The 13,993-nt window shown below is 65.1% G+C and carries 13 protein-coding genes; 4 read left to right on the top strand and 9 right to left on the bottom strand.

Annotation, left to right across the window (positions count from 1 at the left end; genetic code table 11):
- Window positions 1-5: 5 nt before the first annotated feature.
- From murF to coq7, 7 genes are all read right to left on the bottom strand, one after another.
- The gene (gene murF / locus ABDB81_RS12315; protein WP_346811331.1) at window positions 6-1,415 is read right to left on the bottom strand and encodes a UDP-N-acetylmuramoyl-tripeptide--D-alanyl-D-alanine ligase; all 1,410 of its coding nucleotides are present in this window, start codon (window positions 1,413-1,415) and stop codon (window positions 6-8) included.
- A complete protein-coding gene (locus ABDB81_RS12310) occupies window positions 1,412-2,959 on the bottom strand; it encodes a UDP-N-acetylmuramoyl-L-alanyl-D-glutamate--2,6-diaminopimelate ligase (RefSeq protein ID WP_346811329.1) in 1,548 nt (515 codons plus the stop codon). The genes murF and ABDB81_RS12310 overlap by 4 nt, the downstream gene beginning before the upstream one ends.
- Window positions 2,956-4,770, bottom strand: a complete 1,815-nt coding sequence (locus ABDB81_RS12305; RefSeq protein WP_346811327.1) for a penicillin-binding protein 2 — start codon at window positions 4,768-4,770, stop codon at window positions 2,956-2,958. Before ABDB81_RS12305 ends, ABDB81_RS12310 begins: the two co-directional genes overlap by 4 nt.
- Window positions 4,767-5,084 (bottom strand): cell division protein FtsL, encoded by a 318-nt coding sequence (ftsL, locus tag ABDB81_RS12300; RefSeq protein ID WP_137923383.1) that lies wholly within the window; start codon window positions 5,082-5,084, stop codon window positions 4,767-4,769. The genes ABDB81_RS12305 and ftsL overlap by 4 nt, the downstream gene beginning before the upstream one ends.
- On the bottom strand, window positions 5,081-6,058 hold the full coding sequence (rsmH, locus tag ABDB81_RS12295) for a 16S rRNA (cytosine(1402)-N(4))-methyltransferase RsmH (RefSeq protein ID WP_137923384.1): 978 nt from the start codon (window positions 6,056-6,058) through the stop codon (window positions 5,081-5,083). The genes ftsL and rsmH overlap by 4 nt, the downstream gene beginning before the upstream one ends.
- Window positions 6,059-6,065: 7 nt before the next feature.
- Window positions 6,066-6,494 (bottom strand): division/cell wall cluster transcriptional repressor MraZ, encoded by a 429-nt coding sequence (mraZ, locus tag ABDB81_RS12290; RefSeq protein WP_137923385.1) that lies wholly within the window; start codon window positions 6,492-6,494, stop codon window positions 6,066-6,068.
- Window positions 6,495-6,973: 479 nt separating this feature from the next.
- On the bottom strand, window positions 6,974-7,597 hold the full coding sequence (gene coq7, locus ABDB81_RS12285; RefSeq protein ID WP_137923397.1) for a 2-polyprenyl-3-methyl-6-methoxy-1,4-benzoquinone monooxygenase: 624 nt from the start codon (window positions 7,595-7,597) through the stop codon (window positions 6,974-6,976).
- A gap of 339 nt (window positions 7,598-7,936) precedes the next feature.
- On the opposite strand from coq7, the gene ABDB81_RS12280 reads away from it, so the two are divergent.
- From ABDB81_RS12280 to ABDB81_RS12265, 4 genes are all read left to right on the top strand, one after another.
- Window positions 7,937-9,121 (top strand): porin, encoded by a 1,185-nt coding sequence (locus ABDB81_RS12280; RefSeq protein ID WP_160472998.1) that lies wholly within the window; start codon window positions 7,937-7,939, stop codon window positions 9,119-9,121.
- Window positions 9,122-9,305: 184 nt separating this feature from the next.
- On the top strand, window positions 9,306-10,307 hold the full coding sequence (locus tag ABDB81_RS12275; RefSeq protein ID WP_346811325.1) for a tripartite tricarboxylate transporter substrate binding protein: 1,002 nt from the start codon (window positions 9,306-9,308) through the stop codon (window positions 10,305-10,307).
- Between the two features lie 68 nt (window positions 10,308-10,375).
- On the top strand, window positions 10,376-10,882 hold the full coding sequence (locus ABDB81_RS12270; RefSeq protein ID WP_346811323.1) for a MarR family transcriptional regulator: 507 nt from the start codon (window positions 10,376-10,378) through the stop codon (window positions 10,880-10,882).
- On the top strand, window positions 10,879-11,346 hold the full coding sequence (locus tag ABDB81_RS12265; protein ID WP_346811322.1) for a hypothetical protein: 468 nt from the start codon (window positions 10,879-10,881) through the stop codon (window positions 11,344-11,346). The genes ABDB81_RS12270 and ABDB81_RS12265 overlap by 4 nt, the downstream gene beginning before the upstream one ends.
- Before the next feature lie 76 nt (window positions 11,347-11,422).
- On the opposite strand, the gene ABDB81_RS12260 is transcribed toward ABDB81_RS12265, so the two are convergent.
- Both ABDB81_RS12260 and ABDB81_RS12255 read right to left on the bottom strand, forming a co-directional pair.
- Entirely contained in the window at window positions 11,423-13,105 is a 1,683-nt protein-coding gene (locus tag ABDB81_RS12260) for a long-chain fatty acid--CoA ligase (protein ID WP_346811320.1), read from the bottom strand.
- A 188-nt stretch (window positions 13,106-13,293) separates the two neighbouring features.
- On the bottom strand, window positions 13,294-13,959 hold the full coding sequence (locus ABDB81_RS12255; RefSeq protein ID WP_202126699.1) for a TetR/AcrR family transcriptional regulator: 666 nt from the start codon (window positions 13,957-13,959) through the stop codon (window positions 13,294-13,296).
- Window positions 13,960-13,993 lie beyond the last annotated feature (34 nt).

The following is a 13,993-nucleotide window of genomic DNA, read 5'->3' as shown; positions in this document are numbered from 1 at the left end:
TTCTATTAGTGAGCGGAAGGTGTTGCGACCAGCGCATCGACCATCCGTTCCATGCGCATGAAGCGCGATCCCTTCACGAGCACGGCGGCCGCACCGGCCACCACACCCTCCCTGTCCTGCTGCAGCGCGTCCAGCAGCGCCTCTGCCTTGTCGAAATGGCGCGCACCGGCGCCGTACGACTGCACCGCGTGCGGCGCCAGTTCGCCCAACGTCCAAAGCGTTTCGATGCCACGCTCGCGCGCATAAGCGCCGATCTCCGCATGGAACGCCGGACCCTGGTCACCCACTTCGCCCATGTCGCCGAGCACCAGCACGCGGGGCGCGGCAAACCCGGCCAGCACGTCGATGGCGGCGCGCACCGAATCCGGGTTCGCGTTGTAGGTGTCGTCGATCACAACCACGCCGGCAGGCGTGTGCTTGACCTGCAGGCGCCCCTTCACGGCGGCAAATCCTGCAATGCCTCGCTGGATGGCTGCCACGTCCACGCCCGCCGCCAGTGCGCAGGCCGTGGCGGCCAGCGCGTTGCGCACGTTGTGTGCACCCAGCAGTGGCAGGCGCAAGTCGAACGTTTTATCCTCCGCGTCCACATGCAATACCTGCACACCATCCTCGAGCGAAACCGTGGCCCGCACATCGGCGGACGCATCGGTGCCGAACGCCAGCACGCGACGCGTGCCGGCCGCCTGGCGCCAGATGGCCACGTGCGCGCCGCCGCTTTCGGCATCCACCGGGAAGACGGCCACGCCGTCAGCCGGCAGCGCCGCAATCGCGCTGGCATGCTCGTGCGCCACTGCCTCCACGCTGACCATGAACTCCTGGTGCTCGCGCTGGGCGTTGGTGATCACGGCCACGGTCGACTGGGCGATGCCCGCCAGGTAGACCGTCTCGCCCGGATGATTCATGCCCAGTTCGAGCACGGCCAGCCGGTGGTGCGCGCGCAGGCGCAGCACCGTCAGCGGCAGGCCGATATCGTTGTTCAGGTTGCCGCCCGTGGCCAGCCGGTCGGCCTCGCCCACGGCCGCCGCGAAGATCGCGGCGATCATTTCCTTGACCGTCGTCTTGCCGTTGCTACCCGTCACGGCCACCGTGGGTGGCGTGAACTGGCGGCGCCAGCCGGCAGCCAGTTCACCCAGGCCGATGCGCGTGTCAGCCACGATCAGCGCCGGAACATCGAGTCCGGCCAAGGCCGCGTCATCGCTGACGAGCACCGCGGCGGCGCCGCGCGCCACCACATCGGCCAGGAAATCGTGTGCGTCGAACCGCTCGCCCTTGAGCGCCACGAACAGGTCGCCAGCGGCGACGGTACGGCTGTCGGTATGCACGCGCGTGAACGTACGCGCGGCATCGCCTGAAATACGCGCACCGGCCATCCAGCCGGCGGCTTGCTGCAAATTCGTCATCGGGGTTCCATTCATGCCGACACCCCCCGTGCGCCCAGGGTCAGGCGCACATGTTCGCGGTCCGAGAACGGCCGCTTGCGTCCCTGGATCTCCTGCGTGGCTTCATGGCCCTTGCCGGCCACGAGCACCACGTCTGCCGGGGCGGCGTGCTTGATTGCATGGAGAATGGCAGCGGCACGGTCCTCGATCAGCCTCGCGCGGCTACGGTCCTGCATGCCATCGGCAATCTGTTCGAGGATGTCGCGCGGATCTTCGCTGCGCGGGTTGTCGCTGGTCAGTACCACGTCGTCGGCCAGCCGCTCGGCCACCCCGCCCATCAACGGGCGCTTGGTGGCATCGCGATCGCCGCCGCAGCCGAACACGCACCAGAGCCGGCCCTGACGGGCGTCGGCCACGGGACGCAGCGCGGTCAGCGTCTGCACCAGCGCGTCGGGCGTATGGGCGTAATCGACCACTGCCAGCGGTGCATCATGGCCGCCGAACAGTTCCATGCGGCCTTCCACCGGCGTCAGCGTGCGCAACGCGGCCAACGCGGCATCCCACGCGACTCCCTGCGCCAGCGCAGCACCAAGTACGGCCAGCAGGTTGCTGACGTTGAAGGCGCCGATCATCGGCGTGGTCATCTCGGCCGTGCCGAAGCTGCCGTCGACGCGGAATGCGGTGCCGGTGCCCGTGGCGCGCACGTCGGTGGCGCGCAGCCACTGGGCCCGCCCCGCCGTGGCGCCGGCCTTGCCGTCGATGCCATACTCGATCACCTGCGGCGCGCTGACGGCGGCAGCGTTGCCAGCCAGCAGGCGGCCACCCATTGCATCGTCACGATTGAGCACGGCCACCCGCAAGCCATCCCACTGGAACAGCATCGCCTTGGCCGCCTCGTACTCGGCCATCGTGCCGTGGTAGTCGAGGTGGTCCTGCGTCAGGTTGGTCAGCAAGGCCACGGCAAACCCGGTGCCGGCCACGCGGCCTTGCTCCAGGCCGTGCGAAGAAACTTCCATCGCGATGGCGCGTGCGCCCTCGTCATGCAGACCAGCCAGGCTGGCCTGCAATTGCACGGCGTCGGGCGTGGTGAACCCCGTGTGCCGCAGGGCGTCAGGGAAACCCGTGCCCAGCGTGCCAATGGTCGCGCATGGCGTGCCGATAGTCTGCAGCAGGCGAGCCAGCCACTGTGCGCACGAGGTCTTGCCGTTGGTGCCGGTGATGCCGGTCACGGCCAGCCCGCGTGCCGCAATGCCGTACCAGCCGGCCGCGATCGGTCCTGCCAGTTCGTGCAGGCGCGACACGCCAAGGTGCGGCACGGCGTCGCCCTGGAACCAGTCGAAATCGTCGGATTCGTAGATCACGGCCGACGCGCCGGCAGCGATGGCCTTGTCGATATGCGGACGCCCATCGGTCGCCAGGCGCTCGTTGCCAAGCACGTAGGCAAAGAACACATCACCGGGTTGCAGGCGGCGCGTGTCGCCGGTCAGCCTCGCGCCAGCGGGGGCGTGCGTACGCAGCCAGGCCAGCGCATTGCTGGCCTGGGCGGAAACTTCGAGCGGGAGCATCGACATGGTCGTCATGGCATCGCACCCAGGGGTTCGCTCTCGGCCACCTTGTCGGTGACCATCAACTGGCGAATCGGCGAATCGGGCTGCACGTTCAGCGCCCGCAATGCGCCGCCGGTGATCGCCGAGAACGCCGGACCGGCCACTGCGCCACCGTAGTGGCTGCCGGCCGTGGGTTCATCGACGCTCACTGCCACGATCACGCGCGGATTCGACATCGGACCCAGGCCGATGAACGACGCGCGGTACTTGCTGCGGTCGTAGCCGCGGCCAACGTGCTTGTACGCCGTACCGGTCTTGCCGCCGATGCGGTAACCCATCACCTGCGCCTCGGGGGCGGTGCCGCCCGGGGCCGTCACGGTTTCGAGCATCGCGCGCACGTCACGCGCAACCTTGGGCGTGAGGATGCGCTCGCCCGAAGCCGGACCATTGGTCTTGAACATCGACACCGGGATCAGTTCGCCGTCATGCGCGAAGATCGTATAGGCATGCGCCACCTGGAACAGCGACACCGACAGGCCGTAGCCATACGACATCGTTGCCTGCTCGATCGGGCGCCAGCTCTTCCACGGACGCACGCGGCCAGCCACGGCGCCCGGGAAGCCGATCTTCGGCGCCTGACCCAGACCCACGCTCGTGAACATGTCCCACATTTCCTGGGACTTCATCATCATCGCGATCTTGGTCGTGCCAATATTGCTCGACTTCTGGATCACGCCGCCCACCGTCAGCGAGCCATAGTTGTGGGTGTCCGAGATCGTGGCACCCTCGAAGTTGTACTTTCCCGTCGTGGCAATCACCGTGGACGGCGTCACGCGGCCCAGCTGCAGCGCCAGGCCAATCGTGATCGGCTTCATCATCGAGCCCGGCTCGAAGGTATCGGTCAGCACGCGGTTGCGCAACTGCTCGCCCGACAGCCGGCTACGATCGTTCGGGTTGTAAGTGGGCCAGTTCGCCAGCGCCAGCACCTCGCCGGTCTGGGCATCGATGACCACCGCACTGGCCGCCTTGGCCTTGTGGCGCTCTACCACGGCCTTGACCTCGTTGTAGGCCAGGTACTGGATCTTGGCGTCGATCGACAGTTGCAGGTCCTCGCCGTCGCGCGGCGTCTTCAGGATGCCGACGTCCTCGACCACGCGGCCCAGCCGGTCCTTGATCACCTGCCGCGCGCCCGGGCGGCCGGCCAGCGCGGTCTCGCGCGCCAGTTCCATCCCTTCCTGGCCCTTGTCCTCGACATTCGTGAAGCCGACGATGTGCGCCATCGCCTCGCCTTCCGGATAGAAGCGCTTGTATTCGCGGGTCTGGTGGATACCGTCGATCTTGAGCGCGGCGATCTTGTCAGCCGCGTCGGGCAGCACCTGACGCTTCAGGTAGACGAAGCTCTTGTCCTCGTTGAACTTGGCGCGCAAGTCCTTCTCGGACATCTCCAGCAGTTTCGCCAGTTGGCGCATCTGCTGGGCGTCGATATTGTTCGGCACATCCTCGGGCACCGCCCAGATGGCCTTGACCGGCAGACTCGTAGCCAGCACCAGTCCGTTGCGGTCCAGGATCTTGCCGCGCGTGGCCGGTAACTCCAGCGTGCGTTGGAATCGCTTCTTGCCTTCGGCCTCATAGAACTGGTTGCCCGGCCCTTGGATCCACATCGCGCGGATGGCCAGCGCCCCGAACGCGGCAAACATCAGGAACACCACGAACTTGGACCGCCACATCGGCAGGCGCAGGCCCAGCACCGGACTGGCCGAGAACTGGCCGGTGCGCGGACGTGCGGCCTCGCCGCGCGGCTTGTTGCCGTTGCGGGGGCGGTTCAGGTTCGGGCGGGCGGTCATTTGTCAGCGCCTCCGCCCGGCTTTTCGGCATCGGGAGGTGTGGGGGGCAGTATCACCCCCTGGAGGTAGTGCGTGCGACCGGCCAGCGCCGGCGACATCTTGAGCTGGTCCCGGGCCGAATCGGCGATGCGGGCACTCTTGCTGAGCGAACTCTGTTGGTACTGCAGGCGCGACCAGTCGATATCGAGTTGCTTGGCCTCGGACTGCCCGCGTTCAAGTGCCACGAACAGCGTGCGCGCCTGATGCTGCGCACTGACCAGGGACAGGGCGCAGAGCATCAGAGCAGCGAGCAGAAAGAAGGTCAGGCGGTTCATGCCGGCTGCGCTCCAAGCTTCTCGGCCACGCGCATCACGGCGGAGCGCGCGCGCGGGTTCTCGGCCACTTCCTCGGTACCCGGCTTGAAGCGGCCCAGCAGCTTCATGGTCGGCTGGGGCAGGTCCACCGCGCGCAGCGGCGCACGGCGCAGCGCGGGATCGACATCCTGCTCTGGACGCGCGTGCGCCTGCATGAACCGCTTGACGATGCGGTCCTCGAGCGAGTGGAAGCTGATCACCACCAGACGGCCCCCGACCTGCAGCAGATCGTATGCAGCCTTCAGACCGGTTTCGAGGTCCGCAAGCTCTTGATTGACGTGAATCCGTAGAGCTTGAAAGGTGCGGGTCGCAGGGTCCTGACCCTTCTCACGGGTCTTGACGGTTTTCGCCACGAGCGCGGCAAGGTCTGAAGTAGTGGCGAGTGGTCCGCCATCGCCGGGTTCGCGCCGGCGAGCAACAATCGCCTTTGCAATCTGTACAGCAAACCGTTCTTCCCCATAGTCTCGTATCACCCTGGCAATGTCCTGCTCGTCCGCCTGCGCCAGCCACTCGGCGGCGGTGACGCCGCGCGTGGTGTCCATGCGCATGTCCAGCGGGCCCTCGAAACGAAAGGAAAATCCCCTCGCCGCCTCGTCGATCTGGGGCGAGCTGATACCCAGGTCGAGCAGCACGCCGGCCACAGGCGCGCGGCCTGCCAGCCGGGCGCCCATTTCCGCAAAGCTCTCGTGCTCAATGGAGAAGCGGGCATCCTTGATGGTGCCCGCTTCTGCGATTGCTGCCGGATCCTTGTCGAACGCGACCAGGCTGCCGGCCGGCCCCAGCCGCGCCAGCACCGCGCGGCTGTGCCCACCCCTTCCGAAGGTGCCGTCCACATAGGCGCCGTCGGGCCGCCAGACGAGCGCGTCTACGGCCTCGTCCAGCAGCACGGTGCGATGGCGCAGGGCGGTGGTCCCCGGCGTTGCGTTAGGGGTCATGACCTCTTCAGAAAGAGAAATTCTTCAATGCGTCCGGCATGCCTTGCGCCATCGCCGCCTGTTCCTTGGCGGCGTAGGTGGCGGCATCCCAGACTTCGAAATGGCTGCCCATGCCGAGCAGCATCACTTCCTTGTCGAGCATGGCGGCACTGCGCAGTTCCGGTGCAATCAGCACGCGGCCTGCGCCGTCCATCTCCACGTCGGCGGCGTTGCCGAGGAAAATTCGCTTCCACCAATGGGCATCCATAGGCAGCGCCGCGATGCGGCCGCGAAAAATCTCCCACTCCGGGCGAGGAAAGAGCAGCAGGCAGCCGTCCGGGTGCTTGGTCAGCGTCACCCGGCCCTCGGCCTGCGTTTGCAGCGCTTCGCGATGCCTGGCCGGAATGGACATCCGGCCCTTGGCATCCAGCGACAGCGCCGATGCTCCCTGAAACAAGCTAAGCCCCCCGGTTGCCGTCGGCGTGACTGGCGAAACTCGCAGTATTCACGCCGCCGACTGGTCGATTCATCCTCGCCCGCGACCGTCCCAACTGATAAGAATCATCGCAGAGACAGCCCTGTTTATCACACAAAAATACACTTCCTCACACTATTTCCCACTTTAGAGGAAGCATTTTGGCCGGTCAAGGCTCGCCATGGGGCGGCAAACAGGATTTTTTTAATCAGAACAAAGACTTAGCGCGCAAACTTCACGCACCGATAATGGGAATCCTTAATGAAATGAAGCACTTGGGGAGCAAAGCAGAGAAACCACCTGAGAACTACGGGAGGGGGACTGCCAGACAGCGCGCGATGCATTCAGTTCCGCGCCGTGGGGAAGGATACAACGTTTTACCGCCAGCCCTGCCCAAGCAAGGGCTGGTGGCGGTTTTCCACAGGGGCCGTATTCAGACTCAGAGTCGACTTAGTTAAGACTCAGATCCGATACGCCGCCGTAGTCATGACCTTCGATGCGGCACGCATCAACGCGCGCACCGGCCCCGGCAGCGGCACGCCACCCGCATCGCGCGCAGCATCGCCGTGACGGATCTCGTCATCGCGCATCTGTTCGAGGATCGCGCGCGAGCGGCCATCGGCTGCTGGCAGGCGTTCCAGATGTCCGGTCAGATGGTGTTCCACCTGACGCTCGGTCTCGGCCACGAAGCCCAGGCTGATGCGATCTCCCGCGCGGCCGGCCAGGCAGCCAATGGCAAATGCGCCCGCATACCAGACGGGGTTGAGCAGGCTGGGCCGTGAACCCAGTTCGCGCAGGCGTTCCGCGCACCAGGCCAGGTGGTCTTCCTCCTCGGCGGCGGCGGCGTCCATCTGCGCGCGGACTTCCGGTGTGCGAGCGGTCAGCTTCTGCGCCTGGTAAAGGGCCTGCGCGCAGACCTCGCCCACGTGGTTGATGCGCATGAGGCCGGCCACATGGCGGCGGTCCGCAGCGCTCATCGGCGCCGTGTCGGGCGTCAGGCGATCGGCGGGATTGGCGCGGCCGGCGCGGGTGGCACCGGCAATTGCGCGCAGTGCGACATCGAATTCTCGGATGAACGTGTCCATGCGTGTCAATGGATAGGTCTGCCGACGCTTATGGAACATGCCCCACTGATGGGTAGAGGCTTGCCTCGAATGCGTCTCGGGAATTCCCGCATTGTACCTGCGGCATTTTGTGCAGGTCAGCCATGCCGACCATGCATGCGCGAGCACCCTGCGCCTGCGTACCCAATAACCCTTAGTTGTGAAAAGAAGACAAGACGTTTACCACAGGGTCGAAAAAAGAAGTGTTTTGCTAGAGTTGTCCGCAGCTTCTCAGGAAGTCAAGCGCGGAAGGATGTAGAGGGCTCACAGGAGGTCCTTCCGAAGCTTCAACTAATAATTCTTAAGTGGAGATCACCCAGCATGAAAAAATCGCTACTCGCGCTTGCCGCGATGAGCGCGTTTGCCTCTGCTGCAAACGCGCAAACCAGCGTGACGCTCTACGGCGTCGTCGACGTGCCGATCGAATACAACAACAACCTGGCACCGGGCTTCAATACCAATCCGGCAAGCTGGGGCCCGAACGGCCGGCCGCCTTCGCTGGCAGGCGGCGGTAGCCGTGTCGGCCTGCAGACCGGCGGTGGCCTGTCCGGCTCGCGCTGGGGCCTGCGTGGTACGGAAGATCTCGGCGGCGGCCTCTCGGCGCTGTTCGTGCTGGAAAGCGGTTTCGGTCTCGACGATGGCAGATCGCAGCAAGGCGGCCGCCTGTTCGGTCGTCAGGCATTTGTCGGCCTGTTGAGCAACACGTACGGTCGCGTGACCTTCGGTCGCCAGTACACGACGATGTTCGACATGTTCGCGAACTTCTCGCCGACCGGCTACGCGACGCTCTACGAGCCGGTGGTGGCACAGCTGGGCACCAACTTCCGTTCGGACAACACCGTGAAGTACACGGCCAAGGTGGGTCCGGTCACGGCCGAGGCGCACTGGAGCTTCGGTACGGGCGTGGCTGCCATCGGTCCGGTGCCGCTGGCTGGCGCGGGCGCTGGCGAATCGCCTGGCAACTTCAACAACAACGCCGGCGGTGGTGCGGGCGTGCTGTACATGAGCGGCCCCCTGGGCCTGACGGTGGCCTATGACGAATGGCGCCCGACTATCACGATCGGCCAGCCGGGCCGCTCGCGCAAGGTGGGTGCCGCGGCCAGCTACGCGTTCGGTCCGGCCAAGGTGATGGCGGGATACCGCTACGGCCGCACCACCGATGCCAACGACCAGGAACTGCTGCGCGACAACTATTACTGGTTTGGCGTGAACTACCAGGTCACCGCACCGCTGGGCCTGACGCTGGCGTACTTCTACGACGACGTGAAGACGATGCGTGCATCGTCGGCATTCGTGCGCGACAACCCCAAGAACCCGTGGCAGATCAGCTTCGTGGCCGACTACAACTTCTCGAAGCGCACGGACGTCTACCTGACGGCCGGGTACGTGAAGAACTCGGGCCTGAACTTCGACACCTCGGCAGTCAGCTTCGCCAACGGCTATCCGCTCGAACAGGGCAAGACCAGCCAGGTTGGTGTGGCCGTGGGTGTCCGCCACAAGTTCTGATCCGCAGTATCGCGTATCGACATTGTTCCTTTGCAGGGCGCCTTCGGGCGCCTTTTTTCATGGCGTGGCCCGGACGCCCGCACCCAAATGTCTCAACGGGTTTCACCTCATCCGCGCCGTAACCGCCGCCCTCTAGAATGGCCTCCAGACCGGAACACCGGCCGCCTTCCATGGAGACCCTGTCATGCAACAACCTCGCCGCCGCACCCTTGCGCTACTGATGTCCGTCGCGCTGGGCCCGCTGGCCATCGCCACCGCCCATGCCAGCGACGCGTATCCGAACAAGCCGATCCGGCTGGTCGTGCCGTTCCCGGCCGGCGGCACCACCGACATCATGGCGCGCGCAGTATCCGCCGAGCTGTCGAAGCTGCCGGGCTGGAACGTGGTGGTCGACAACAAACCCGGCGCAGGCGGAAACATCGGCTCGGACATCGTCGCCAAGGCGGCCCCGGACGGCTACACGCTGCTGATGGGGACCGTGGGCACCCATGGCATCAACCAGTCGCTCTACGGCAAACTGTCGTTTGATCCGATCAAGGACTTCGTACCGATCACGCTGGTGGCCGCCGTGCCGAACGTTCTGGTGGTCAACCCGGCCTTTGCCACCCAGAACAAGATCAATAGCGTCAACGACCTGATTGCCTATGCGCGAGCCAATCCCGGCAAGCTGAACATGGCGTCGAGCGGCAATGGCACGTCGATCCACCTGGCCGGCGAACTGTTCAAGACGCAGACGCGCACGTTCATGGTCCACTTCCCGTACCGCGGCAGTGGCCCGGCGCTGACCGACATGGCCGGCGGCACGATGCAGGTGATGTTCGACAACCTGCCCTCATCGATGCAGTTGATCAAGACCGGCAAGCTCAAGGCGCTGGCGGTAACCAGTGCCAAGCCGTCGCCCGCCCTGCCGGGTGTCCCGACCATCGCCCAGGCCGCCAACCTGCCCGGCTTCGAGGCGAGTTCGTGGTTCGGTCTGCTGGCGCCGGCCGGCTCGCCGACCGAGATCGTCCATCGCATCCAGCAGGAAGTGGCCAAGAGCCTCAACTCGCCTGCCGTGCGCGAGCGGTTGCAGGCCCAGGGCGCCGAGCCCTCGGGCAATACCTCCGAGCAGTTCGCCGCATTGATCCGCAGCGAAACCACGAAGTGGGCGAAGGTGGTTAAGGATTCGGGCGCGAAGGTGGACTGACGCTATCGGATGGCGCGGGCATCGCGCATATACTTCAGGCATCAAATGTTCAGGTTGCCCCAATCCCGATGCCCAATCCTTCCGCCGGCAGCAGTCCGGCCGACGCTGCGCCAGTAGACCTGGAAACCAGCGCCGGCGAATCGGAGCACGAGGCGCTGCGGCTCTGGCTGCGCCTGCTCACCTGCACCACGCTGATCGAGAGCGATATCCGCTCGCGGCTACGGCAGGACTTTGCGGTCACGCTGCCGCGCTTCGACCTCATGTCGCAACTCGATCGCCATCCCGAGGGCCTCAAGATGGGCGAGCTGTCGCGTCGCATGATGGTCACGGGCGGCAATGTCACCGGCATCACCGACCAGCTCCAGCAGGAGGGCCTGGTCACGCGTGAAGCCCTGCCCACGGATCGCCGCGCCTTTCTGATCCGCCTGACACCCGCCGGACGCGACGCGTTCTCGCAGATGGCGCGTGCGCACGAAGCCTGGGTGGAACAATTGTTCTCCGGACTTGCCGAAACGGACAGACGCGCGCTGTTCCGATTGCTGGGACGTTTGAAGACAAGCCTGACCACGCCATGACCCGACCTCACATCCGCCTGATGCCGATACTGGCCGTAGCCGCCGTATCGATGACCCTGGCCACGCTATCCGCCTGCAGCAGCACCCCGGCAGCCCCGCAGATCACCCCTGTCAACGCGACGATCAAGCTCGGCCGCGTGACCGAGAAGACGTTCCTGTCCCGCGTGGACGTGGCAAACCCCGGTACGCCCTATGGGGCCACTGGGGTAGGCGTGGGAGGCTTCGCAGGCGGAGGGGGTGGCGGTGGCGGCGTGGGGGTGTCGGTGGACCTGACGCGACTCTTCAGCCGTCCGGCGCCGCCGCAGCAAATCGATCTGTACCGCTACAAGGTGAAGGCCAACGATGGGACGCTGGCCCAGGTGGACGCGCCTGCGGCGCAGGGGCTAGAGCCGGGTGTATGTGTGCGGCTGATCTATCCGGATGGGCAGACGCAGCCGCAGATGGCGCCGTCGAATGAGTGTTGAGGGGTCTTGCTACTGATAGTGGCCTCCCCTCTCCGGAGTGCGGGAGAGGGGAACAACCACCCGGGAGAGAGAAAGCTTAAGCCGCCTTCCGACTATCCCGCAGCTCCCTCCGCAAAATCTTCCCGACATTGGTCTTCGGCAGTTCCGTGCGGAATTCCACGTACTTGGGTCGCTTGTAGCCAGTGAGCCGTTCCTTGCAGAAGGCGATCACGTCGGCTTCTGACAGGGCCGAATCTTTCTTGACCACGAACAGCTTGACCACCTCGCCCGAGTGCTGGTCCGGCACACCGACGGCTGCCACTTCCAACACGCCCGGGCATTCCGCCACCACGCCTTCCACCTCGTTCGGGTACACGTTGAAGCCCGAGACCAGGATCATGTCCTTCTTGCGGTCGACGATCTTCGTATAGCCGCGTTCGTCCATCACGCCGATGTCGCCGGTCTTGAAAAACCCGTCCGGAGTCATGACCTTGGCGGTCTCGTCCGGGCGGTTCCAGTAACCAGCCATCACCTGCGGGCCGCGCAGGCAGATCTCGCCGGGCTGGCCGAGCGGCAGTTCGTTGCCGTCGTCGTCGCGAATCGACACTTCGGTGGACGGCAGCGGCAAGCCGATGGTGCCCGAGAAGGCGTCGGTATCGGTGGGGTTGCAGGTGGCCGACGGCGAGGTCTCGGACAGGCCGTAGCCCTCGATGATCGGGCAGCCCGTCTTGGCCAGCCAGTTCTTGGCCACGGCTTCCTGCACGGCCATGCCGCCGCCGTTGGCCACGCGCAGCCCGGAGCAGTCCACCTTGCTGAAATCGGGATGGTTCAGCAGCGCGTTGTAGAGCGTGTTCACGGCCGGGAACATGTTGAACTTGTACTTCTGCAGTTCCTTGATGAAGCCTGGGATATCACGCGGATTCGGAATCAGGATGCTCAGGCCGCCGCTACGCATGCCCAGCAGGCAGCAGACCGTCAGCGCGAAGATGTGATACAGCGGCAGCGCCGTGATCGTGATGACCTGGTCGATGTGCGCGCCCTTGGCCAGCGCCGGTTGCATCCATGCTTCCGACTGCAGCACGTTCGACACGATGTTCCGGTGTAGCAGCACTGCGCCCTTCGACACCCCCGTGGTGCCACCCGTGTACTGCAGGAAGGCGATGTCGTCCGGGCCGGTGCTGACCGGCTTCAGTTCCATGCTGCGGCCCTCGGCCAGCACATCGTTGAAGCGCACGCAGGTGGGCAGCTCCCACGCGGGCACCATCTTCTTGACGTTGCGCACCACGAAATTGACGATGGCACCCTTCAGGCCGCCCAACATGTCGCCCATGCTGGCCACCACGATGTGCTTGACCGGCGTGGCTGGGAGCACGGCCTGCAGCGTGGAAGCGAAGTTCTCCAGGATGACGATGGCTTCGGCGCCGCTGTCCTTCAACTGGTGTTCCAGTTCGCGCGGCGTGTAGAGCGGATTGACGTTGACCACCACGTAGCCCGCGCGCAGTACGGCGGCCAGCACCACCGGGTATTGCAGCACGTTCGGCATCATGATGGCAACGCGGGCGCCGGGACGCAGGCCACGTGCCTGGAGCCACGCCGCGAAGTGCCGCGAGAGCGCGTCCAGCTCACCATAGGTGATGGCTTTGTCCATGCAGATGAACGCACGGCGATCAGCGTAGGTACGGAACGATTCCTCGAGCAACTGGGCCAGCGAACGGAACTGGCTGGCGTCGATCTCTGCCGGTACGCCTGCCGGATAATGTTTCAGCCACAGCTTTTCCATACCGTCTCCTGAATTTTCTGAATGGTCGTTCGATTTTTTGGGAATGCTAAACGCCTGCCCCATGTAAAGACAACCCGTTAGACGAAGTCCTCCACGAATTCGATCGCGGAAATCGTGGATTATGCGTCACGCAGCCATCCATTCGAGGGAATACCCTGACGATCTTTGCAACGATTGGCCGCGATCAATCAGGCCGGCAACACCAGCTTCATCATGTTCTGCGCCAGCTCGATCGCCAGCGTTTCAGGGTCCATGCGATCCGGTTCGTGCCAGGTGTACATGAAGCCGATCACGCCGCCCATGGAATGGGCTGTCACGCGCGCATCGCCGAAGGCGAACACGCCAGCCGCGCGCCCTTCCTCAAGCAGGCCATACAGGTCGCGGTAGAAATCGCGGGCCATGCTGTTGAGCCAGTCCACTGTCTCTGGCTGCAGGTACTGGTTGTCGCGGAAGCTCAACGCCGCTGCCACGTGGCATTTGACGCAGCGCCTCGCCATCTCCAGCAGGCAGGCATGCAGGCGCTCGCGCACCGGCAGGGACGGATCGGCCGTCTCGCGAATCACAGGCAGGCAGGTTTGCGCCGATTCGCGGCACAGGATGTCGAATATCTCGTACTTGTCCGAGAAGTAGTAATAGACCGCGGGCTTGGTGACACCCAGCGCCCGACACAGGTCGTTCATCGTCATGCCCGGGTAGCCTTTCGTGTAGAAAAGCTGCGCGGCGGTATCAAGGATCTGGCGTCGGCGCGCTTCCTGGCGTTCGGCAACGTGCGAGCGCGCCGGACCGTCCTCGCTCAGGGTGGCGGCAATGGTGGCGCGCGGCGTGTGGCCGGGTTTTCTCGGGGCATGAGACATAGGCGACATTCTCGCACGCACTGCGCTCGCCACC

The sequence above is a fragment of the Cupriavidus sp. DL-D2 genome (genome assembly GCF_039710735.1).
Classification (GTDB): domain Bacteria; phylum Pseudomonadota; class Gammaproteobacteria; order Burkholderiales; family Burkholderiaceae; genus Cupriavidus.
This window is presented reverse-complemented; position numbering and strand designations above follow the sequence as displayed.